General features: G+C 51.5%; 21 protein-coding genes and 1 rRNA gene. 9 read left to right on the top strand and 13 right to left on the bottom strand.

Annotated features, from left to right (window positions below):
* Positions 1–11: 11 nt before the first annotated feature.
* The 9 genes from atpH to asnC form a co-directional block, all read right to left on the bottom strand.
* Positions 12–545, bottom strand: a complete 534-nt coding sequence (gene atpH, locus OGY83_RS12905; RefSeq protein ID WP_003827024.1) for a F0F1 ATP synthase subunit delta — start codon at positions 543–545, stop codon at positions 12–14.
* A gap of 14 nt (positions 546–559) precedes the next feature.
* The gene (gene atpF / locus OGY83_RS12900; protein ID WP_003827022.1) at positions 560–1,030 is read right to left on the bottom strand and encodes a F0F1 ATP synthase subunit B; all 471 of its coding nucleotides are present in this window, start codon (positions 1,028–1,030) and stop codon (positions 560–562) included.
* 59 nt (positions 1,031–1,089) lie between these two features.
* Positions 1,090–1,329, bottom strand: a complete 240-nt coding sequence (gene atpE, locus OGY83_RS12895) for a F0F1 ATP synthase subunit C (protein ID WP_003023794.1) — start codon at positions 1,327–1,329, stop codon at positions 1,090–1,092.
* 46 nt (positions 1,330–1,375) lie between these two features.
* A complete protein-coding gene (gene atpB / locus OGY83_RS12890) occupies positions 1,376–2,191 on the bottom strand; it encodes a F0F1 ATP synthase subunit A (protein WP_003023792.1) in 816 nt (271 codons plus the stop codon).
* Positions 2,192–2,198: 7 nt separating this feature from the next.
* Positions 2,199–2,579 (bottom strand): F0F1 ATP synthase subunit I, encoded by a 381-nt coding sequence (atpI, locus tag OGY83_RS12885; RefSeq protein WP_191213664.1) that lies wholly within the window; start codon positions 2,577–2,579, stop codon positions 2,199–2,201.
* A gap of 614 nt (positions 2,580–3,193) precedes the next feature.
* Positions 3,194–3,817, bottom strand: a complete 624-nt coding sequence (rsmG, locus tag OGY83_RS12880) for a 16S rRNA (guanine(527)-N(7))-methyltransferase RsmG (RefSeq protein WP_079938810.1) — start codon at positions 3,815–3,817, stop codon at positions 3,194–3,196.
* A gap of 102 nt (positions 3,818–3,919) precedes the next feature.
* Positions 3,920–5,809, bottom strand: a complete 1,890-nt coding sequence (mnmG, locus tag OGY83_RS12875; protein WP_079938809.1) for a tRNA uridine-5-carboxymethylaminomethyl(34) synthesis enzyme MnmG — start codon at positions 5,807–5,809, stop codon at positions 3,920–3,922.
* A 372-nt stretch (positions 5,810–6,181) separates the two neighbouring features.
* Entirely contained in the window at positions 6,182–6,631 is a 450-nt protein-coding gene (gene mioC / locus OGY83_RS12870) for an FMN-binding protein MioC (RefSeq protein ID WP_003827013.1), read from the bottom strand.
* A gap of 88 nt (positions 6,632–6,719) precedes the next feature.
* Positions 6,720–7,178 carry a transcriptional regulator AsnC gene (asnC, locus tag OGY83_RS12865; RefSeq protein WP_003023780.1) on the bottom strand — a complete coding sequence of 153 codons (459 nt, stop codon included), beginning with the start codon at positions 7,176–7,178 and terminating at the stop codon, positions 6,720–6,722.
* Between the two features lie 151 nt (positions 7,179–7,329).
* Between asnC and asnA the strand changes: the two genes are divergently transcribed.
* The gene (asnA, locus tag OGY83_RS12860) at positions 7,330–8,322 is read left to right on the top strand and encodes an aspartate--ammonia ligase (protein ID WP_286636007.1); all 993 of its coding nucleotides are present in this window, start codon (positions 7,330–7,332) and stop codon (positions 8,320–8,322) included.
* Positions 8,323–8,325: 3 nt separating this feature from the next.
* Here asnA and viaA read toward each other — a convergent pair whose 3' ends face one another.
* Together viaA and ravA are read right to left on the bottom strand one after the other, a co-directional pair.
* Positions 8,326–9,777 (bottom strand): ATPase RavA stimulator ViaA, encoded by a 1,452-nt coding sequence (gene viaA, locus OGY83_RS12855; RefSeq protein WP_286636006.1) that lies wholly within the window; start codon positions 9,775–9,777, stop codon positions 8,326–8,328.
* Positions 9,771–11,267: an ATPase RavA gene (ravA, locus tag OGY83_RS12850; protein ID WP_286636005.1), complete on the bottom strand. Its 1,497-nt coding sequence runs from the start codon at positions 11,265–11,267 to the stop codon at positions 9,771–9,773. Before ravA ends, viaA begins: the two co-directional genes overlap by 7 nt.
* 329 nt (positions 11,268–11,596) lie before the next feature.
* On the opposite strand from ravA, the gene kup reads away from it, so the two are divergent.
* The 7 genes from kup (at position 11,597) to rbsR (ending at position 19,543) form a co-directional block, all read left to right on the top strand.
* Positions 11,597–13,465, top strand: a complete 1,869-nt coding sequence (gene kup, locus OGY83_RS12845; protein ID WP_003827003.1) for a low affinity potassium transporter Kup — start codon at positions 11,597–11,599, stop codon at positions 13,463–13,465.
* A gap of 192 nt (positions 13,466–13,657) precedes the next feature.
* Positions 13,658–14,077, top strand: coding sequence for a D-ribose pyranase (gene rbsD, locus OGY83_RS12840; RefSeq protein WP_079938802.1), 420 nt, complete (start codon positions 13,658–13,660; stop codon positions 14,075–14,077).
* Between the two features lie 7 nt (positions 14,078–14,084).
* A complete protein-coding gene (gene rbsA, locus OGY83_RS12835) occupies positions 14,085–15,590 on the top strand; it encodes a ribose ABC transporter ATP-binding protein RbsA (protein WP_286636004.1) in 1,506 nt (501 codons plus the stop codon).
* Positions 15,591–15,595: 5 nt separating this feature from the next.
* Positions 15,596–16,561 carry a ribose ABC transporter permease gene (rbsC, locus tag OGY83_RS12830; RefSeq protein ID WP_003826999.1) on the top strand — a complete coding sequence of 322 codons (966 nt, stop codon included), beginning with the start codon at positions 15,596–15,598 and terminating at the stop codon, positions 16,559–16,561.
* A gap of 24 nt (positions 16,562–16,585) precedes the next feature.
* Positions 16,586–17,476, top strand: coding sequence for a ribose ABC transporter substrate-binding protein RbsB (gene rbsB, locus OGY83_RS12825; RefSeq protein WP_003023760.1), 891 nt, complete (start codon positions 16,586–16,588; stop codon positions 17,474–17,476).
* 141 nt (positions 17,477–17,617) lie between these two features.
* Positions 17,618–18,547: a ribokinase gene (gene rbsK, locus OGY83_RS12820; RefSeq protein ID WP_003023758.1), complete on the top strand. Its 930-nt coding sequence runs from the start codon at positions 17,618–17,620 to the stop codon at positions 18,545–18,547.
* A gap of 3 nt (positions 18,548–18,550) precedes the next feature.
* On the top strand, positions 18,551–19,543 hold the full coding sequence (gene rbsR / locus OGY83_RS12815; protein ID WP_123269079.1) for a ribose operon transcriptional repressor RbsR: 993 nt from the start codon (positions 18,551–18,553) through the stop codon (positions 19,541–19,543).
* Here the strand turns inward: rbsR and mdtD are convergent.
* Both mdtD and OGY83_RS12805 read right to left on the bottom strand, forming a co-directional pair.
* A complete protein-coding gene (mdtD, locus tag OGY83_RS12810; protein ID WP_194212617.1) occupies positions 19,509–20,936 on the bottom strand; it encodes a multidrug transporter subunit MdtD in 1,428 nt (475 codons plus the stop codon). The genes rbsR and mdtD overlap by 35 nt on opposite strands.
* Position 20,937: 1 nt before the next feature.
* Positions 20,938–21,642: a FadR/GntR family transcriptional regulator gene (locus OGY83_RS12805; RefSeq protein ID WP_079938796.1), complete on the bottom strand. Its 705-nt coding sequence runs from the start codon at positions 21,640–21,642 to the stop codon at positions 20,938–20,940.
* A gap of 478 nt (positions 21,643–22,120) precedes the next feature.
* Between OGY83_RS12805 and OGY83_RS12800 the strand changes: the two genes are divergently transcribed.
* Positions 22,121–23,662 (top strand): 16S ribosomal RNA (locus OGY83_RS12800).
* Positions 23,663–23,672 lie beyond the last annotated feature (10 nt).

Genomic DNA, 23,672 nt, shown 5'->3' with positions numbered 1-23,672 from the left:
CTCCAGTCCCCTTAAGACTGCAAGACGTCTGCAAGGCGCTCAAGACGGCCGCGTACGCTGCCATCAATGACCATATCACCCGCTCGGATGATTACGCCTGCCATTACAGACTTATCGATTTTGCAATTCAGCTTAACTTTGCGTGACAGACGTTTTTCCATCGCAGCACTAATCTTCGTAAGCTGTTCATCACTCAGTGCATTGGCAGAAGTGACTTCTACCTCAGAGATAGCCTCACTGGCTGCACGCAGGTGAATAAACTGCTCAAGAACATCCGGGAGCGCATTCAGACGGTTATTTTCAGCCATAACCCTAATCAGGTTTTGGCCGCTTTCGTCCAGCTGCTCACCGCACACGGCGATAAACGACTCAGCGAGCGTTTCCGGCGCCAGCGCGCCAGAGAGAAGCTCTGCCATTTGTTCGTTTTTTGTCACCTCAGCGGCGAACGTCAACATATCCTGCCAACGGTCAATGCTTTGGTGCTCAACGGCAAAGTCAAAAGCTGCTTTGGCGTAGGGGCGAGCTACCGTAATAAATTCAGACATCAGCCCCTCCCTCCTTACAGTTCAGCGACAAGTTTGTCCACGATGTCGCTATTAGCAGCTTCATCCACGGAACGTTCGATGATCTTCTCGGCGCCAGCAACAGCCAGGATAGCAACTTGCTTACGCAGCTCTTCGCGAGCACGTTTACGCTCGGCGTCAATTTCCGCCTGCGCCTGTGCCACGATTTTAGTACGTTCCTGCTCTGCTTCAGTTTTAGCTTCGTCCAGGATCTGAGCGCGGCGTTTGTTCGCCTGCTCGATGATTACCTGAGCTTCCGCCTTCGCTTTTTTCAGCTGGTCGGTCGCGCTGGCCTTTGCAAGGTCAAGATCCTTATGTGCTCGTTCTGCAGAAGCAAGGCCGTCAGCAATTTCTTTTTGACGTTTTTCGATGGCAGCCATTAAAGGCGGCCATACGTACTTCATGCAGAACAGAACGAACAGGACAAACGCGATGGCCTGGCCGAGGATTGTTGCGTTAAGATTCACAGCACAATGCCTCTATCTAGTTAACGTTCTGATATTGCTCTTAATTCAAGCAACGCTTACTACGCGACAGCAAACATCACGTACAGACCCAGACCTACAGCGATCATTGGGATTGCATCCACCAGACCCATAACGATAAAGAACTGAGTACGCAGCAGAGGAATCAGATCCGGTTGACGCGCTGCGCCTTCCAGGAATTTACCCCCGAGGATGCCGATACCGATCGCAGCACCGATTGCCGCCAGACCCATCATCACAGCGGCAGCAATGTACAGCAGATCCATATTCAGGTTTTCCATGACAGTCTCCAGTTTGTTTCAGTTAAAACGTAGTAGTGTTGGTAAATTAATGCTCTTCAGATGCCATCGACAGATAGACAATCGTCAGAACCATAAATATGAAGGCTTGCAGCGTGATAATCAGTATGTGGAAAATGGCCCAAGGCACATTCAGGATCCACTGTGACCACCACGGCAACAGACCAGCAATCAGAATGAAAATCAGCTCACCGGCATACATGTTGCCGAACAGTCGCAGACCAAGAGAGATTGGTTTGGACAGCAGGCTTACCCCTTCAAGGATTAAGTTGACAGGGATGAACGCCCAGTGATTGAACGGCTGCAGCGTCAACTCTTTCGCGAAGCCACCGATGCCTTTCATTTTGATGCTGTAGAACAGAATGAGGATAAATACGCCCAGCGCCATCGACAGGGTGATGTTCACGTCAGCAGACGGAACCACACGCAGAGCCGGTAGGCCAAAGATATGCTCACCGATGTACGGCAGCAGGTCGATAGGCAGCAAATCCATCAAGTTCATCAGGAATACCCAGACGAAAATCGTCAGGGCCAGCGGAGCAATCAGCTTGCTTTTGCCATGGTACATGTCTTTCACGCTACCATGCACAAAGCCGATTACCAGCTCAATCGCGGTCTGAAATTTACCTGGTACGCCGCTGGTCGCCTTTTTGGCTACGCTACGGAACATAAGCAGGAACAACAGACCCAGAACCACCGAGAAGAAAATGGAGTCAATATTGAGCGTCCAGAAGGTGGCTGGGGGGTTGTGCGGATCCACCAGCGAGAATGTACGTAGGTCCAACTGAAGGTTATTCAGATGGTGTCCTATGTAATCCTGCGGCGTCATATTTTCTGAAGCCATGATGCCTTTACCCTTTGTTGTTAATTACAGCCGGCGCCAGTATCTGAACCACCAGCACCAAAACCCACGTAACGATCAGCGGCATGAATACCGCTTTCAAAACAGCCAACGCCACCACCAACAACACCAGCATCGCTAAGACCTTAAAGGCTTCGCCGAAAGCGAACGACCAGGCTACTCGGCCCTTCGCTGGTGTATGTACCTGGTGACGCCAGGCAAATATCATAAACAACACATTCGGCAGTAGCACTGCCAATCCTCCACACAACGCGGAGATGCCCCAGAAAGGGTCTTTGAGGCTAAACAGCAATCCACTTGCCATTACTACCAGAAGCTGTGTGAGCAAAAGCTTACGAGCAACGTTTCGACTCAAGAGCGACATAGACATCACGTTTTTACTCCTGCTCCCTTCGAGGTATGCCGCGTGTCGTATAAAACGTTCTTTATGGCTTAGAGTCAAGCATCAAAAAGCGGACAAATTATACGGTGCGCCTTCGTGATTTCAAACAATAAGTAGCTAAAAAGTGAATAAATGTTTAAATATTTTTCGCTGCCCCACATTTATTACTTTTAGGCAAACTGTGAACGATCATGCAAAACTGCAAATGCCGCGAAAACACTGGCGCCAAAGCGTGCACCAGATCACATATTGAACATATTCACCTTCGCATAATTTATTTACGTGGCAAATGATGCCTTTTCATCTTTTTGATATTTAAGCGTAAAAATAGCCACTATTTCAAAAACAACGCCTAACAACAAAAAAACCGCTCATTGACATTTATAATAAAAAATTAACAAGAGCGGTGATTCTTACGTTCTATTTTTAGCAGACTGATATTTTCACAGCTGACTTGTTTCGCTTTTAACAAAAAACGGGACGTTATAGTTATGATGCAAAACCGTAAGGCACTGGTGAAATGTAACGACATTTAACCACACTATTCCTTATGACTTTTAACACCTGAGCACCCGTTTTTTCTCTATTTTTTTTGATGAAAATTAAATTTTGTTTGGCTTAATAACCACCAGATGACGTTCACCATCCAGCTGCGGAACGCGTAATTTTTCGACGGACTCAACGCTGAATTCTGCTGGCAGCGAGTCAATTTCATCTGCAGGCAACTGCCCTTTTAGCGCATAAAAACGCCCATCCTGGCCCGGCAAATGATGACACCAGCTCACCATATCATTGAGTGACGCAAAAGCGCGGCTAATCACCCCATCAAACGGCGGTTCTGAAGGAAATTCTTCAACGCGGCTTTGTACTGGAGTGATGTTAGTAAGCGCAAGCTCATGCTGCACCTGACGCAAGAAACGAACACGTTTTCCCAGACTATCCAACAGTGTGAAATGCGCTTCTGGGCGCACGATAGAGAGCGGAATTCCCGGCAGGCCCGGTCCCGTACCTACATCGATAAAACGCTCACCCTTCAGATACGGTGCAACGACAATGCTGTCCAGAATATGGCGCACCAGCATTTCGTTGGGATCCCTCACCGACGTCAGGTTGTACGCTTTGTTCCATTTGTGCAGCATATCGACATACGCAATCAGCTGATTTTTCTGGTGATCGGTAAGAGAAATACCGGCATCAGCCAGCAGACGAGAGAGTTTGTTGAGCACGGTCGTTACCTGTTAATAATCAAATGCCCGATGCGCTTTCGCTTATCGGGCCTACAAATTTGTACGGCGGGCAAGCGAAGCGCCCCCGCCAAAATAGTGTTATCAAGCGCTGCGGCGCAGCATACCTTGTTTTTTCAGCCATACCAGCAGAATGGAGATGGCGGCAGGCGTTATGCCGGAAATACGCGATGCCTGACCGATCGAGACGGGTTTGTGATCGTTCAGCTTAGCGATAACTTCATTCGACAAGCCAGAGACCTGACGATAATCCAGCGTTGCAGGCAACAAGGTGTTTTCATTGCGCTGTTGTCTTTCAATTTCTTCCAGCTGACGGGCGATATACCCTTCGTATTTCACCTGAATCTCAACCTGTTCCGCGGCCTGAGCATCGTCAAGCGCGGGTGCGAACGCAGATAAAGAGGTCAACTGAGCATAGGTCATATCCGGGCGACGCAGCAGATCTTCACCGCTCGCTTCACGTGACAGAGGTGTCGCCAGGTGAGCATTCACTTCTGCTGCGGACTCCGCTAACGGATTCACCCAGGTTGATTTAAGACGTTGGCGTTCCTGCTCGATGCGCTCCAGCTTCTCGTTGAAGCGAGCCCAGCGCTCATCGTCCACCAGACCCAGTTCACGACCAATTTCGGTCAGACGCAGATCGGCGTTATCTTCACGCAGCATCAAACGGTATTCAGCGCGAGATGTGAACATACGGTACGGTTCTTTGGTGCCCAGCGTACACAGGTCGTCCACCAACACGCCAAGATAAGCCTGATCGCGACGCGGCGCCCAGCCGTCTTTCTCAGCAGACAAGCGTGCAGCGTTCAGACCTGCCAGCATGCCTTGCGCGGCGGCTTCTTCATAACCTGTTGTACCGTTAATCTGGCCCGCAAAGAACAGACCCTGGATGAATTTGCTTTCCAGAGTGGGTTTCAGGTCGCGCGGATCGAAGAAATCATACTCAATCGCGTAGCCTGGGCGGACGATTCTGGCATTTTCCATCCCCTGCATGGAGCGGACAATTTGCATCTGCACATCGAACGGCAGGCTGGTGGAGATGCCATTCGGGTAAATTTCGTTAGAGGTCAGTCCTTCCGGTTCGAGGAAGATCTGATGCTGGTTACGATCGGCAAAACGCATCACTTTGTCTTCGATCGACGGGCAGTAGCGTGGACCGATACCTTCGATCACGCCAGCATACATCGGACTACGATCGAGGTTATTGCGGATCACGTCATGGGTTCTTTCATTGGTATGCGTGATGTAACACGGCATCTGGCGCGGATGTTGAGAAGCATCGCCCAGGAATGAGAAGACCGGCATCGGGTTATCGCTGTTTTGCTGGCCGAGCACGCTGAAATCAATCGTGCGCGCATCGATACGCGGCGGTGTACCCGTTTTCAGGCGGCTGACGCGCAGCGGCAGTTCACGCAGACGGCGTGACAGCGGGATTGACGGCGGATCGCCAGCGCGGCCACCGCTGTAGTTGTCCAGACCAATATGAATTTTGCCGTCGAGGAAAGTCCCCACGGTTAATACGACCGCTTTGGCACGGAACTTCAGTCCCATTTGGGTCACTGCGCCCACGACACGATCGTTTTCAACAATCAGATCTTCAACCGCCTGTTGGAAGATCATCAGATTGGGTTGATTCTCCAGTGCGGTGCGTACCGCCTGACGATAGAGCACACGATCGGCCTGAGCTCGGGTAGCGCGAACGGCTGGCCCTTTGCTTGCGTTTAGTATCCTAAACTGGATACCCGCATGGTCGATCGCTTTTGCCATTAACCCACCAAGCGCATCCACTTCTTTTACCAGGTGTCCCTTCCCAATACCGCCGATTGCCGGGTTGCAGCTCATCTGCCCCAGAGTGTCGATATTGTGTGTCAAAAGCAGAGTCTGTTGACCCATTCGCGCCGCGGCCATTGCGGCCTCGGTGCCTGCATGACCCCCGCCAATGATGATGACGTCAAAAGGATCCTGATAAAACATGGTAATTGCCTCGCATAACGCGGTGTGAAAATGGATTGAAGCCCGGGCCGTGGATTCTACTCAACTTTAGTCGATGGAGAAAGACCTGGGATCCTGGGTATTAAAAAGAAGATCTTTTTATTTAGAGATCTGTTTTATTGTGATCTCTTATTAGGATCGCACCTTTCTGTGGATAAGGACGATCCTTTAAGTAAGATCAACAGGTTGCTGAGGATCATTAGCTGTGAATGATCGGTGATCCTGGTCCGTATAAGCTGGGATCAGAATGAAGGGTTATACACAACTCAAAAACTGAACAATAGTTGTTCTTGGGATAACTACCGGTTGATCCAAGCTTTTAACCAGAGTTATCCACATAAAAAAGCACGATCTTTACAAATCTCTGAGCAACGGATGCCACGATCCCAGCCAAATTTCAGCCGGATCTTCCGGAATTTCATGTTCCAGCACGTTGATCCTGAGCGTTTCGCCGATCTGTTTTGCCCCACAGGCCTTCAATTCGGCTTCCAGCTTGTCGATTGCGCCGCAAAAGGTGTCATATTCACGACTACCGATCCCGATTGCACCAAAGCGCACTTGTGACAGGTCCGGCTTTTGCTCGCGTAACGCATCATATAAAGGTTGCAGATTGTCAGGAATGTCTCCCGCACCGTGCGTGGAGCTGATAATCAGCCAGATCCCGTCAGTCGGAACCTCTTCAAGCATTGGCCCATGCAGTATTTCGCTGGAAAAACCGGCGTCGTCCAGCTTTTCAGCCAGATGCTCTGCTACATATTCCGCACTGCCAAGCGTACTACCGCTGATAAGAGTGATGTCTGCCATGATCGCCCACCTTTATAAAGAGGGCGTATTGTACGCTGTGAGCGAGCTGGGATCTACCTGTGGAAAAATAGGGGATTAAAAAACCCGATCATGGCTTGATGGTACGCATGATCGGGTTTTGCAGGACGATCAGAGTTTCCGTGGACTGAATTTCGTCAATTGTTTGGATCTTGTTGATAAGTACCTGCTGCAATGCGTCGATCGACTTGCACATCACCTTAATAAAGATGCTGTAGTGTCCGGTGGTGTAATACGCTTCGGTCACTTCATCGAGGCTTTCCAGTCTGGCCAGCGCTGACGGATAGTCTTTCGCACTTTTCAGGATGATGCCGATAAAGCAGCCGACGTCATAACCCAATTGTTTGGGACTAACATCAATCCGCGCGCCGGTAATAATCCCGGCCTGTTTCATCTTTTCTACGCGAACGTGAATTGTTCCTGGGCTGACGCCGAACTGTTTGGCTAATTCTGCGTAGGCGGTACGAGCATTTTCCATTAAGGCGTCAAGAATGCCGCGGTCCAGATTGTCGATCTGATAATTTTCCATAGGTTTTTCTTATGTAGATTAATGATTCTCTCTATTTTAGACGTAATTTTTAACGAATCAAAATCGAAGTCGGCTTTTTGTTTGTTGATTATTGAATATTACCTCCATTCTGTTGCTTAATCATAGGCAACAGGACACAGGAGTACACATAATGAAAACCGCTTACATTGCCAAACAACGTCAAATTAGCTTCGTAAAATCTCATTTTTCTCGCCAGCTGGAAGAGCGTTTAGGCCTGATCGAAGTTCAGGCTCCGATCCTCAGCCGCGTTGGAGATGGCACGCAGGATAACTTGTCGGGTTGTGAAAAAGCGGTGCAGGTGAAGGTTAAAGCATTGCCAGACGCTCAATTCGAAGTGGTTCATTCACTGGCGAAGTGGAAGCGTCAAACGTTAGGACAACACGACTTTAGCGCAGGCGAAGGGCTGTACACGCACATGAAAGCCCTGCGTCCCGATGAAGATCGCCTCTCCCCGCTGCACTCAGTGTACGTTGACCAGTGGGACTGGGAGCGCGTGATGGGCGACGGTGAGCGTCAATTCTCCACTCTGAGAAGCACGGTAGAGGCTATCTGGGCGGGAATTAAGGCCACTGAAGCTGCGGTTAGCAAAGAGTTTGGTCTGGCACCGTTCCTGCCAGAGCAGATCCACTTTGTTCATAGCCAGGAGCTGTTAACTCGTTATCCGGATCTTGATGCAAAAGGTCGTGAACGTGCGATCGCTAAAGAGCTGGGCGCGGTATTCCTGGTGGGAATCGGCGGTAAGCTCAGTGACGGTCACAGTCATGACGTACGTGCGCCGGATTATGATGACTGGAGTTCAGCGTCCGAGCTGGGTCACGCCGGTCTGAACGGGGATATTCTGGTCTGGAACCCGGTACTGGAAGATGCATTTGAGCTGTCTTCTATGGGGATCCGTGTGGATGCTGACGCCCTGAAACACCAGCTGTCTTTGACCGGTGATGAAGATCGCCTGAGTCTGGAGTGGCACCAGGCGCTGCTGCGTGGTGAAATGCCGCAGACAATTGGTGGCGGGATTGGGCAGTCGCGTCTGACCATGCTGTTGCTGCAATTACCGCACATTGGTCAGGTTCAGTGTGGCGTATGGCCGGCCCAGGTACGTGAAAGCGTCGCCTCTCTGCTGTAATAATTAACGCCGCCAGCGTCTGAGCAGGCGGCTTCGCATCCCGGTATCAAAGCGCCAGATATGATCGAAAATGCGCATGATGCCGGGTTTGCCATGTGCTGACATCGCCACCGCGTGAAAACGGTGCTGGTGCACCCGCTGTAATTCCCCCACTTTGCTGACGACTTCATCGGGCAATCGCTGAGCGATAAAATCTGAGATCACCACCGCATCGGCATCAAACCATTCCCGACCCTGCATGCGTTCAATAATGGCGCGAAAACAGCTGGCAATGTCAGTGCCGCCACGAAAGCGCTGACTCAAAAAACGGATCGCCTGTTCGATTCCCTCCGGGCCGGACAGCTCATAGCGCACCACTTCTGTTGAAAACAGCATAATGAAACAGCGCCGGTTATCGGCAAGAGCGACGCGCATTAACGCCAGACAAAAGGCTTTCGCACACTGCTCATTAAACCCGCCCATCGATCCCGAGGTATCGACGCAGACGATAAAAGGCCCACGCGGCTGCTCGTCAAAATCCTGATGCACCACCGGACGTTCCGTTACTTTCTCACGCCATGCTTCGCCGTGCAGGCGGTAGGTCAGCAGTTGCTTTTCCACCAGCCGTCGGTAGAACTCGTATTCCAGTTCGGTAATGCCCAAGGTGGCCAGTTCTGGCGGTAACAGGCGCAGGATATCGTCACTTTGCTGGATGCCATCCACCTGCTCCGGGACGGTTGCCGGTTCGCGCACCAGCGTACGGAAGGTTTCCATTGGCGCATCTTTACGCGGCACGGATTTCGCTTCTCTGGAACGACCTAACTGCTCGGCCAGGCGCTGGAGTTCGGGTTGTTGCGTCAGGAATTCGCCATACTTCACCATCAACTGATAATCACCGCGCTTGATTTGGCCCGCGCTCATATCCCACAACCGGCCTGCGGCGGTGTCATTTTCCGCCAGTACAGGTTCCAGTTGCCCGCTAAGGGTCATCCGTTCCTGTACTTCACTGAGCAAATGTTCGCGCTCTTCTTCCAGCAGTTGCTGATTAAGCGTTGTGGTTTGCACCACCAGGCTCAGGCGCCAGCGCTGGAGAAAAAGCGTATGTAGGGCGGGCGTAAAGGTGCTGTTGTCATTGACCAGTTGCTGCGCTTGCCCTGCCCAGGGCGAATGGAGTCGATGCAATAGCGATAATATTTGCGGTAGTTGAACGATAAACTGCGCATGAGAGAGAAGCTGGCTTTGTTGATAACAAATGACCTCTTCTGCCAACTCTGGCGGCACATGGGTATCTTTGAGGCGGCTACGCAAAGATTCACGCCAGCGCGGTATATCTTCAGCGATCGCTTTTTTGAGGCGCGGGAATTTTTTAAAAAAGACCACCATCTTTGGAGAAGCCAGCAGGGCGACGATCATCTCTTCGATCATCGCCTCTTCGCTAACTGCCAGCATGATGTTGAGTGTATCAAGGGTCAGCATTGTTGCGCCTGGCGGATTTGCGCCCCGACATCCTGAAGGCTGGCTTCAATACGGCCTAACCAGTCGCTATGAATAAACAGGCATTTTTGCTGTTCGCTGAATGCGCTGTGCTGCTGATGCCACTCGTTATCGAGCGCTTCAAGCTCCTGTTTTATCTCTGCGGGCATACTCTCTTGCGAAGTACCCGGCAGCGCCAGGCGAGAACCTTGTAAACTGACATCGCGCACAACCAGATGCTGTGCGCTATCGACTTCCATATTCAGTGTTTGGGCAAAGCCGATCCCGTTTAATTTTCCGCGGATTTCACCGCCTTTTGTTAGCCACAGTTCCAGCGCACTGCGTTCGAAAGCAATATGGATAACTTCCATATCATGCAGCTTTAAAGGCTTTTGTAGCAGTAATGTCACGACTGAAGACGTAGCTTCTGGCGGTAAATCATAATGAGGGCGGCGACTGAACATTCCGCCCTGACGGATTACCGTGAACGCCGTTTTGTCGCTTTGTTGCTGCTGGAGTTGAATGCGGCGCTGCACAATGCTGCCCAGGCGCGTCAGCATGGCTTGCTGCTGCCAGGCGTGTCCGGTCATCAATATATCAAGCTGCTGTTGCATCAGATTCAGGCTTTGCGCGTCATACCACAGGCAATCTTTCAGCAGGATCAGGTCGATAGGTACTACGGCATCACGTCCGCTAAAGAAAGCGCTGGCCTGGAGTAAGCGGATCGCTTTTTTCCAGCGACGATCGGACACATAAGGAGCATTCGGTAACACGTCCAACTGCTGGCGCAGCGTGAAAATGAGCTCAAACACGCGATCGGGAAGCTTGATCGCACCAATGTCCTTTTGCCACTGGTGATACTCTTCATCCGTCACCTGCAATGATGCCGGGACCGGATTATCACTTTCATCCTGCTGACTTAGCAGCATGGAGCGGAAATTGGCCTTGTCCTGAACTTTATCCAGCCACAGACGAATCAGCATACGGTCGTACAGCGCTTCCAGGCTGCTGTCGGCTTCAGGCAGTTCGTTGGAAGCAGCCACCAGCAGACGCATCGGAATTTTTTCTTCATACGCGCCGTTACGGAAGTGACGTTCGTTGATGGCAGTCAACAGGGTGTTAAGAATTGCCGGGCCTGCTTTCCAGATTTCATCGAGAAAAACGATTTCAGCTTCAGGAAGATAGCCCGCCGTTAAGCGTTCATAGCGACCTTCGTCTTTAAGGGCTTGAATAGACAACGGGCCGAAAACCTCTTCCGGCGTAGAGAAGCGCGTCATCAGGTATTCAAAAGCGCGTGCATTTTGGAAGGCAAACTTCAGTCGGCGGGCTATTAAGCTTTTTGCGATCCCCGGGGGGCCTAATAAGAAAACACTCTCGCCGCTGAGCGCAGCCAGCAGACACAGACGAATGGCGTGGCTACGTTCATAAAGTCCCTTTTCCAGCGCATTGCTCAGACGGGAAATTCTTTCCGCTAATAAATGTGGGTGAGCCATAATGAAGTGGCGTCCTTTCGCCAAATGTACTGCATAAACTGCGAGTATAGATGCTTCACACCATTGCAGTAATAGACTGAAGGTGCGCTTATTTTTCTTTGAGCCAGATTAATCTGGTCTCATTTAGGGGTACGATTTTGTGATTAATCGTGCATACTGTGCGCCTTTTTGTGGGCCAAGGGACGACGCACACATTTCTTATATATACACCAAATCAATCAAGCTGCACCAAGGCGGCAATGGAGTTTTCTTCTGGGATGGGGGGAATAACGAATGCAGCCCACACGGAGTGGCTTGAAAGATGATGTGTATAAACGAAAGACGAGTCTATGAGCACTGATAATAAACAATCATTGTCTGCGATTACCCTTGCGGCCATTGGGGTTGTCTACGGTGATATTGGTACCAGCCCACTTTATACGCTTCGTGAATGTTTGTCCGGCCAGTTTGGTTTTGGCGTTGAACGTGATGCCGTGTTTGGTTTTCTCTCGCTAATTTTCTGGCTGCTGATCTTTGTTGTCTCCATAAAATACCTGACGTTTGTCATGCGCGCAGATAACGCCGGAGAAGGCGGGATCCTGACGCTGATGTCATTGGCCGGGCGCAATACCTCGGCGCGAACAACCTCCATGCTGGTCATTATGGGATTGATAGGCGGCAGCTTCTTCTATGGTGAAGTGGTGATTACGCCAGCCATCTCGGTGATGTCTGCGATTGAAGGTCTGGAGATCGTTGCCCCGCAACTGGATACCTGGATAGTTCCGCTCTCAATAATTGTGCTGACCCTGCTGTTTTTGATTCAAAAACACGGTACCGGCATGGTCGGTAAGCTGTTTGCGCCGATTATGTTGCTGTGGTTCCTGACGCTCGCGGTGTTAGGCGTACGCAGTATTATTGGCAATCCGGAAGTGCTGCAGGCGCTCAATCCGTATTGGGCGGTGCATTTCTTCCTCGAATTCAAAACGCTGTCATTTATCGCACTGGGTGCGGTGGTGCTGTCGATTACCGGTGTTGAAGCGCTGTATGCGGATATGGGCCACTTCGGTAAATTGCCGATTCGTCTGGCGTGGTTCTCCGTGGTATTGCCTTCACTGGTGCTGAACTATTTTGGGCAGGGCGCGTTGCTGTTAAAGCATCCTGAAGCGATCAAAAACCCGTTCTTCCTGCTGGCGCCGGACTGGGCATTAATCCCATTGTTGATCCTCGCCGCGCTGGCAACGGTCATCGCCTCTCAGGCGGTTATCTCCGGCGTCTTCTCGCTGACGCGTCAGGCCGTACGTCTTGGGTATTTATCGCCGATGCGTATCATCCATACCTCGGAAATGGAATCGGGCCAGATCTACATTCCTTTCGTTAACTGGATGCTCTATTTTGCGGTAGTTATCGTGATAGTGAGCTTTGAACACTCCAGTAACCTTGCCGCAGCGTACGGGATTGCGGTGACGGGAACGATGGTGCTGACCTCAATTTTGTCGACCACCGTGGCGCGCAAAAACTGGCACTGGAATAAATACTTCGTCTTCCTGATCCTGGTGGCGTTCTTGTGCGTCGATGTTCCGCTGTTCTCCGCGAACCTCGATAAACTGATTTCCGGCGGTTGGCTGCCTCTGACGCTGGGTCTGGTGATGTTCACCATCATGACCACCTGGAAAAGCGAACGCTTCCGTCTGCTGCGTCGCATGCATGAGCACGGTAACTCTCTGGAGGCGATGATAGCTTCTCTGGAGAAATCGCCACCGGTACGCGTGCCGGGAACGGCGGTGTATATGTCCCGCGCACTGAACGTCATCCCGTTTGCGCTTCTGCATAACCTCAAACACAACAAGGTGCTGCATGAGCGCGTTATTCTGCTGACGCTGCGCACGGAAGATGCGCCCTATGTTCACAACGTGCGTAGGGTACAGATTGAGCAGTTATCGCCTACCTTCTGGCGCGTGGTGGCCAGCTACGGTTGGCGCGAAACGCCGAATGTGGAGGAAGTGTTCCATCGCTGCGGTCTGGAAGGCTTAAGCTGCCGGATGATGGAAACGTCCTTCTTCATGTCGCATGAGTCGTTGATTGTTGGTAAGCGGCCATGGTACCTGCGTCTGCGCGGCAAGCTGTATCTGCTGCTACAGCGCAACGCGCTGCGTGCGCCGGACCAGTTTGAAATCCCACCGAACCGGGTTATTGAGCTTGGTACTCAGGTCGAGATTTAATCTCATCGACGCCCTCTTTCATCGCGAAAGGGGGCGTTTTGTTTTGCCCCTCCCAGTTTTCATTTCATCAAATGATAATCCTTGCGAAACGTTTCGATGACGATCACATTTTCGTAACGTCGCGGTGGTTTTATGTCCACTCTTCGCACTACACTTATCTCCAGCGAAACGTTTCGCTAGTGGGGAAAGAAAATGAAGAAAGGCACGGTACTCAACTCTGAAATTTCAACGGTGATCTCCCGTCTGGGGCATACCGATACGCTGGTGGTGTGTGATGCAGGTTTACCCATCCCGAACAGCACAACGCGTATCGATATGGCATTAACCCAGGGCGTACCTTCTTTTATGCAGGTACTTGATGTGGTTACACGTGAAATGCAGGTCGAGGCGGCCATTCTCGCGTCGGAAATTAAACAACATAATCCGCAACTCCACGAAACGTTGCTCAACCATATTGAGCAACTGCAACAACACCAGGGAAACACCATAGAAATTCGTTACACCACGCATGAACAATTCAAAAAACAAACCGCAGACAGTCAGGCGGTAATTCGCAGCGGAGAGTGTTCTCCGTATGCGAATATCATTCTCTGTGCTGGCGTCACGTTCTGAGGCCATCATGAACGCATTACTGCAACTCAAAGGGATCGATAAAGCGTTCCCGGGCGTAAAAGCGCTGTCCGGCGCCGCGCTGAATGTCTATCCAGGCCGTGTAATGGCGCTGGTGGGCGAAAACGGCGCGGGCAAATCCACCATGATGAAAGTGCTGACTGGGATCTATACCCGTGATGCTGGTTCTTTATTGTGGCTGGGGAAAGAAACCACCTTTAATGGCCCTAAATCCTCCCAGGAAGCTGGAATCGGCATCATCCACCAGGAGCTGAACCTGATCCCGCAACTCACCATCGCTGAGAACATTTTTCTTGGCCGTGAGTTTGTGAATCGCTTTGGTAAAATTGACTGGAAGAAGATGTATGCCGAAGCCGATCTGCTGCTCGCCAAACTGAATCTGCGCTTTAAAAGCGACAAACTGGTTGGTGAGCTGTCGATTGGCGATCAGCAGATGGTTGAAATTGCCAAAGTGCTGAGCTTTGAATCGAAGGTCATCATTATGGATGAACCGACGGATGCCCTCACCGATACCGAAACCGAATCCCTGTTCCGCGTCATCCGCGAACTGAAATCCCAGGGACGCGGCATTGTCTATATTTCTCACCGCATGAAAGAGATCTTCGAGATTTGCGATGACGTAACCGTCTTCCGCGATGGGCAGTTTATTGCCGAGCGTGAAGTCGCCTCGCTTACCGAAGACTCGCTGATTGAAATGATGGTGGGACGTAAGCTGGAAGATCAGTACCCGCGCCTGGAAAAAGGACCGGGTGATATTCGCCTGAAGGTCGATAACCTGTGCGGCCCTGGCGTAAACGATGTCTCGTTCACGCTGCGTAAAGGCGAGATCCTTGGCGTATCGGGGCTGATGGGGGCTGGACGTACCGAGCTGATGAAAGTCTTGTACGGCGCACTTCCACGCACCAGCGGCTACGTCACGCTTGATGGCCATGAAGTTGTCACCCGTTCGCCGCAGGATGGGTTGGCTAACGGCATCGTCTATATTTCTGAAGACCGTAAACGCGATGGTTTAGTGCTGGGCATGTCGGTGAAAGAGAACATGTCACTAACCGCGCTGCGTTATTTCAGCCGCGCCGGTGGAAGCCTTAAACATAAAGATGAGCAGCAGGCGGTGGGTGATTTTATTCGTCTGTTCAATGTTAAAACACCATCAATGGAACAGGCTATCGGCCTGCTTTCCGGTGGTAACCAACAGAAAGTGGCGATTGCGCGCGGTCTGATGACCCGGCCAAAAGTCCTGATCCTTGATGAACCAACGCGCGGTGTTGATGTTGGTGCCAAGAAAGAAATCTATCAGCTTATCAACCAGTTTAAGGCCGATGGGCTGAGCATCATTCTGGTCTCCTCAGAGATGCCAGAAGTATTGGGCATGAGCGATCGAATTATCGTTATGCATGAAGGGCATCTCGGCGGTGAGTTCACTCGCGAGCAGGCCACTCAGGAAGTATTAATGGCTGCCGCTGTGGGCAAGCTTAATCGCGTGAATCAGGAGTAAAAAAGATGACTACCCAGGCTGTTTCTGGTCGCCGTTATTTCACTAAAGCATGGCTTCTGGAGCAAAAGTCGCTCATCGCTCTGTTAGTGCTGATCGCGATTGTTTCCACCATGAGCCCTAACTTTTTTACCGTTAATAACCTGTTCAACATTCTCCAGCAAACGTCGGTGAACGCCATCATGGCCGTCGGTATGACGCTGGTTATCCTGACGTCGGGTATCGATCTGTCAGTCGGTTCCTTGCTGGCGCTTACCGGCGCGGTAGCGGCTTCGATTGTAGGGATTGAGGTCAATGCGCTGGTGGCTGTTGCTGCGGCCCTGGCGCTTGGCGCTGCCATTGGCGCAGTAACCGGAGTGATTGTTGCGAAAGGCCGGGTGCAGGCGTTTATTGCAACGCTGGTGATGATGCTGCTGCTGCGCGGTGTGACCATGGTGTACACCAACGGCAGTCCGGTTAATACCGGGTTTACTGACAATGCCGATCTGTTTGGCTGGTTTGGTATTGGTCGTCCGTTAGGCATCCCTACGCCAGTGTGGATCATGGGGATTGTCTTCCTCGCGGCGTGGTACATGTTGCACCACACTCGTCTGGGTCGTTATATCTATGCGCTGGGTGGTAACGAAGCGGCAACGCGTTTGTCCGGTATCAGCGTCAGTAAAATCAAAATTATCGTTTACTCACTGTGCGGTCTGCTGGCATCGCTGGCGGGCATCATTGAAGTAGCGCGCCTCTCCTCTGCGCAGCCAACGGCAGGTACTGGCTATGAGCTGGATGCTATCGCAGCGGTAGTGTTAGGCGGTACCAGCCTGGCGGGTGGTAAAGGACGTATTGTTGGGACGCTGATCGGCGCATTGATTCTTGGTTTCCTCAATAATGGTTTGAATTTGTTAGGTGTATCCTCCTATTACCAGATGATCGTCAAAGCGGTGGTGATTTTGCTGGCGGTACTGGTAGACAACAAAAAGCAGTAACAACGATTACAGGACATCTTAAATATGAACATGAAAAAACTGGCTACCCTGGTTTCTGCTGTTGCGCTAAGCGCCACCGTGAGCGCGAATGCGATGGCGAAAGATACCATTGCGCTGGTGGTCTCCACCCTCAACAACCCGTTCTTTGTTTCTCTGAAGGATGGGGCGCAAAAAGAGGCGGATAAGCTGGGTTACAACCTGGTGATTCTGGACTCGCAGAACAACCCGGCGAAAGAGCTGGCTAACGTTCAGGACTTAACGGTTCGTGGAACTAAAATTCTGCTGATCAACCCGACCGACTCTGATGCCGTTGGTAACGCTGTGAAAATGGCTAACCAGGCAAAAATTCCGGTTATTACCCTTGACCGTGTTGCCTCCAAAGGTGAAGTGGTAAGCCACATTGCGTCTGATAACGTGCTGGGCGGCAAAATTGCGGGTGATTACATCGCGAAGAAAGCAGGTGAAGGCGCGAAAGTTATCGAACTGCAGGGTATTGCCGGTACTTCAGCGGCGCGTGAGCGTGGCGAAGGTTTCCAGCAGGCCGTTGCGGCACACAAATTTAACGTACTGGCCAGTCAGCCGGCAGACTTCGACCGCACCAAAGGTCTGAACGTCATGCAGAACCTGCTGACCGCGCATCCTGATGTGCAAGCCGTATTTGCCCAGAACGATGAAATGGCGCTGGGTGCGCTGCGCGCACTGCAAACCGCGGGTAAATCTGATGTGATGGTGGTTGGATTTGACGGCACTCCAGATGGCGAAAAAGCAGTAAATGATGGCAAACTGGCTGCGACTATTGCTCAGCTGCCGGATCAGATCGGCGCGAAAGGCGTTGAGACTGCGGATAAGGTCCTGAAAGGCGAGAAGGTTCAGGCTAAATATCCGGTTGACCTGAAGCTGGTCATCAAGCAGTAATACCGATTCAGGTCGCTCGCGGCCTGATGGAGACATAAATACGCCATCCCTGAACTCGGTTCTGCAGATGAAAGCGTAAAAAGAAAAGCAGGGCACGCGCCACCCTAACCCGGTGGCGCACTTTGACTTGGAACACCAAATATGAAAACCGCAGGCAACCTCGTTGTTCTTGGCAGCATCAATGCCGATCACATCCTTAACCTTAACTCTTTCCCTACTCCTGGTGAAACCGTAACCGGTAGCCATTATCAGGTCGCATTTGGCGGTAAAGGCGCGAATCAGGCTGTTGCTGCGGGTCGTAGTGGCGCGAATATCGCATTCATTGCCTGTACGGGCGATGATGATATTGGCGAAAGTGTGCGTAAACAGTTAGCCAAAGACAACATCGATATTGCGCCGATTAGCGTAATTTCGGGGGAATCGACCGGTGTGGCGTTGATTTTTGTGAATGGTGAAGGTGAGAACGTTATCGGAATTCATGCTGGAGCGAACGCAGCTCTTTCGCCAGCGTTGGTGGAAGCACAGCATGAGCGTATTGCTCAGGCGTCCGCCTTACTTATGCAGTTAGAATCGCCGATCGAAAGCGTACTGGCTGCGGCAAAGATTGCACATCAAAATAAGACCATGGTCGCCCTGAACCCTGCACCGGCACGTGAACTTTCTGATGAACTGCTGGCGCTGGTGGATATTATTACCCCGAATGAAACCGAGGCTGAAAAGCTGACGGGGATCCGGGTCGAAAACGATGAAGACGCGGCCAAGGCGGCGCAGGCATTGCACGCTAAAGGTATCCATACTGTACTGATTACCTTAGGTAGTCGCGGTGTATGGGCCAGCGTTAATGGCGAAGGTCAGCGTGTGCCCGGTTTTAAAGTGGAAGCCGTTGATACTATTGCCGCTGGAGACACCTTTAATGGCGCGTTAATTACAGCGTTACTGGAAGAGACTCCGCTGCCTGAAGCGATCCGTTTTGCGCATGCTGCTGCGGCGATTGCGGTTACTCGTAAAGGCGCACAGCCTTCCGTTCCGTGGCGCGAAGAAATAGAAGCGTTTTTAAGTCAACAGAGGTAACGCTTGGCTACAATGAAGGACGTCGCCCGCCTGGCGGGTGTTTCCACGTCGACGGTTTCTCACGTCATTAATAAAGATCGCTTTGTCAGTGAGGCTGTCACTGACAAAGTAGAAGCTGCGATTAAAGCGCTTAACTACGCGCCCTCCGCGCTGGCGCGTAGCCTCAAGTTAAACCAGACTCGCACGATTGGCATGTTAATCACTGCCAGTACCAACCCCTTCTATTCTGAGCTGGTGCGCGGCGTTGAACGTAGCTGTTTTGAGCGCGGCTACAGCCTGGTACTGTGCAATACCGAAGGCGATGAACAGCGCATGAACCGTAACCTGGAAACGCTGATGCAAAAACGCGTGGACGGCTTGCTGCTGCTCTGCACGGAAACACATCAGCCTTCCAGAGAGATAATGCAGCGTTATCCTTCTATACCGACCGTGATGATGGACTGGTCGCCTTTTGATGGTGAAAGCGATCTGATTCAGGATAACTCCTTGCTGGGCGGGGATTTAGCCACACAACATCTTATCGAAAAAGGTTTTACGCGCATTGCCTGCATCACTGGCCCGCTGGATAAAACCCCGGCGCGTTTGCGTCTGGAAGGATATCGGGCAGCAATGAAGCGGGCGGGGTTGCCTGTCCCGGAAGGCTACGAGATTACCGGTGACTTTGAGTTTGGTGGCGGCTTTGAAGCTATGCAAACGTTGCTGTCGCATAAACAGCGACCGCAGGCCGTTTTTACCGGCAATGATGCAATGGCGGTTGGCGCGTATCAGGCTCTGTACCAGTCGGGATTGCGCATTCCGCAGGATATGGCGGTGGTGGGGTATGATGATATCGAGCTGGCGCGCTATATGACGCCGCCCCTGACGACCATCCATCAACCAAAAGATGAACTGGGCGAACTGGCCATCGATGTATTAATTCACCGGATGGCGCAGCCCGCATTACAGCAACAGCGTTTGCAACTTACTCCTGTTCTGATGGAGCGGGGGTCGGTTTAGGTTTGTGCCGATCTTTGATCAGGTTACGTCCATCTTTGGCTTTTAGCAGCATGAACATTAGCGCGGATACTACCGTGATAGCGCCCATCGTCATAAAGGTGTAGTGGAACTGCTCGACCGTATTGGTTCCTTCCATACCTTCATAGATACGCAGCACGGCGGCGCTGATGGCAACCCCTAAACTGATTGATAACTGCTGAGTAACGGCCAATACGCTGTTGCCGCTGCTGGCGTTTTCATCGGTCAGATCCGCCAGAGTGATGGTATTCATTGAAGTAAACTGGGTGGACATCGCCATACCTAAAATGAACAACGGCAGGATTAGCATCCAGACCGGCATGGCAGGAGATTGCAAAGCGAACTGCGCAATCATCAGGCCGATAAATACCGTAACACCCACCAGTGTGGTCCTGTAGCCGAGTTTGCGCAGAACCTGCGTCACCATGGATTTTGCCAGAATTGAACCCAACGCCGTTGGCGCCATCATGCAACCGGCTATCAGAGCCGGATATCCAAAGCCTACCTGCAGCATGAGCGGCATTAAGAAGGGCACACACCCTGTACCCAGGCGAGTGGCGAGGTTTCCGGCGATCCCAACAGAAAATGTCCGAGTCTTAAATATCGGAAGCGATATAAGCGGCGTTGGGTGACGACGCGCATGGCGAATATAGGCGAGTAGTAACAACACACTGGCAAGAATAATACCGAGTGCGACCCAGGTCTCGACAAGCTTCTCACCGAACAATTCAACGCCGCTGGAAAACAACACCAGGCTTAAACCAAACAGAAAGAAACCGGTCATATCAAAACCGCGGCGTGGCGTGGTGAAGTTCGGCATATATTTGCGGGCATAGAAGATACCGGCAATGCCAATTGGAATATTAATCAGGAAGATCCAGTGCCAACTGGCCCATGTAACCAGTACACCGCCCAATACCGGACCTAAAATTGGCCCCACAAGTCCAGGCATGGTGACGAAGTTAAGCACCGGAAGCAGTTCGCTGCGGGGGTAAGCGCGTAACAGTGCCAGACGGGCAACGGGCATCATCATGGCGCCACCGATACCCTGAATGACACGGAAAATCACCAGCTCGCTTAAGGAACTGGACAGCGCACAGGCCAGCGATCCCAGTGTAAACAGGCTAACGGCAATCATAAAGACGCGCCGAGTGCCGAACCTGTCTGCAAGCCATCCACTCACCGGGATAAGCATTGCGACCGTCAGGGTGTAGCTGATAATGGCCGACTGCATGGCGAGTGGAGAGCGGTTAAGACTATGTGCTATTGCGGGTAGGGCGGTATTGAGGATAGTGGCGTCTAGTGCCTGCATAAAAAAGGCCATGGCTGCTATCCACGGTAGCCCGGCCATACTGCGTGATTTCTTTTCCGACATATTATTTATCCGGTAACACGTTCGGTGCTATCAGCAATGCCTGACAGGCAGCAAAGGCGCGATCGCCATCGCTATCATCTATTGCATCGACAATGGCCTGGTGCAAATCTAGTTTCACCACATCGTTATAGGTAATAGAGGTAAAGTAGGTCTGGTAAACCGAATGGAACAGAGATGCAAAGGAAATAAGGAACGGATTCGCACTCATTTCATAGATGTGCTCATGCCAGGCGATATCAACCTCAATCCAGCGTTCACGTCTGAAGTTTCTTTTCAGCTCGACCATCTCTTCCATTAGCGTGTTGAGATGCGCTTTCTGTTCAGCCGTACCTATGGTCGCCGCCAGTAAACACGCCTGAGGCTCCAGACTGATACGCATCACCAGAAAATGTTTAATAACCTGCGGGAAATTATCTTCCGTCATCCACCAGGTGAGTAGCTCCTGGTCGAGGAAGTTCCAGTTTGCTTGCGGCATAACGCGTGTACCAATACGTGGGCGCGGTAATACCATACCTTTTGCCGTTAATGTTTTTACCGCCTCTCTTACCGCAGTGCGACTCACGCCAAACTGATCGCCCAGCTCTATTTCGCCAGGCAATATAGCGCCCGGCGCGTATTCACCTTTTAATATTCGCTGAGCCAGCTTTTCGGCCAGAACGTAGGACAAGTTTTTCTGTGCGGCTAGCTGTTGGGCATTTAACGGCATGAATGTTCTTCCTTACTCTTTTTCTTATTCATTAGTATGCCACCTGGAAGTGTGATTGCGGCTGCAAAAACGGCAATTTGCTTATTTTATGGCATGTTAATGGTTGTTTTGGTGAAAAAATACGCACTCAGAAAGTTATTTTAAATTTCCCCTTGTCAGCCTGAAATAACTCCCTATAATGCGCCTCCACTGACACGGAACAACGGATTACAAGCCGCCGGGTCAGCGGGGTTCCACTGAGAACTTCGGCGAAGAAAGTGAAATTAAATGCTTGACTTCGTAGCGGGATGGCGTAATATGCACACCCCGCGCCGCTGAGAAAAAGCGAAGCGGCACTGCTCTTTAACAATTTATCAGACAATCTGTGTGGGCACTCGAAGATACGGATTCTTAACGTCGCAAGACGAAAAATGAATACCAAGTCTCTGAGTGAACATACGTAATTCATTACGAAGTTTAATTCACGAGCATCAAACTTAAATTGAAGAGTTTGATCATGGCTCAGATTGAACGCTGGCGGCAGGCCTAACACATGCAAGTCGAACGGTAGCACAGAGGAGCTTGCTCCTTGGGTGACGAGTGGCGGACGGGTGAGTAATGTCTGGGAAACTGCCCGATGGAGGGGGATAACTACTGGAAACGGTAGCTAATACCGCATAACGTCGCAAGACCAAAGAGGGGGACCTTCGGGCCTCTTGCCATCGGATGTGCCCAGATGGGATTAGCTAGTAGGTGGGGTAACGGCTCACCTAGGCGACGATCCCTAGCTGGTCTGAGAGGATGACCAGCCACACTGGAACTGAGACACGGTCCAGACTCCTACGGGAGGCAGCAGTGGGGAATATTGCACAATGGGCGCAAGCCTGATGCAGCCATGCCGCGTGTATGAAGAAGGCCTTCGGGTTGTAAAGTACTTTCAGCGAGGAGGAAGGTGTTGTGGTTAATAACCGCAGCAATTGACGTTACTCGCAGAAGAAGCACCGGCTAACTCCGTGCCAGCAGCCGCGGTAATACGGAGGGTGCAAGCGTTAATCGGAATTACTGGGCGTAAAGCGCACGCAGGCGGTCTGTCAAGTCGGATGTGAAATCCCCGGGCTCAACCTGGGAACTGCATCCGAAACTGGCAGGCTAGAGTCTTGTAGAGGGGGGTAGAATTCCAGGTGTAGCGGTGAAATGCGTAGAGATCTGGAGGAATACCGGTGGCGAAGGCGGCCCCCTGGACAAAGACTGACGCTCAGGTGCGAAAGCGTGGGGAGCAAACAGGATTAGATACCCTGGTAGTCCACGCCGTAAACGATGTCGACTTGGAGGTTGTGCCCTTGAGGCGTGGCTTCCGGAGCTAACGCGTTAAGTCGACCGCCTGGGGAGTACGGCCGCAAGGTTAAAACTCAAATGAATTGACGGGGGCCCGCACAAGCGGTGGAGCATGTGGTTTAATTCGATGCAACGCGAAGAACCTTACCTACTCTTGACATCCAGAGAACTTAGCAGAGATGCTTTGGTGCCTTCGGGAACTCTGAGACAGGTGCTGCATGGCTGTCGTCAGCTCGTGTTGTGAAATGTTGGGTTAAGTCCCGCAACGAGCGCAACCCTTATCCTTTGTTGCCAGCGGTTCGGCCGGGAACTCAAAGGAGACTGCCAGTGATAAACTGGAGGAAGGTGGGGATGACGTCAAGTCATCATGGCCCTTACGAGTAGGGCTACACACGTGCTACAATGGCATATACAAAGAGAAGCGACCTCGCGAGAGCAAGCGGACCTCATAAAGTATGTCGTAGTCCGGATTGGAGTCTGCAACTCGACTCCATGAAGTCGGAATCGCTAGTAATCGTGGATCAGAATGCCACGGTGAATACGTTCCCGGGCCTTGTACACACCGCCCGTCACACCATGGGAGTGGGTTGCAAAAGAAGTAGGTAGCTTAACCTTCGGGAGGGCGCTTACCACTTTGTGATTCATGACTGGGGTGAAGTCGTAACAAGGTAACCGTAGGGGAACCTGCGGTTGGATCACCTCCTTACCTTAAAGAA

This window comes from Citrobacter sp. Cpo090 (assembly GCF_030332665.1).
Classification (GTDB): Bacteria; Pseudomonadota; Gammaproteobacteria; order Enterobacterales; family Enterobacteriaceae; genus Citrobacter; species Citrobacter portucalensis.
The sequence above is the reverse complement of the archived record's forward strand: the minus strand, read 5'-3'. Positions and strand labels throughout refer to the sequence as shown.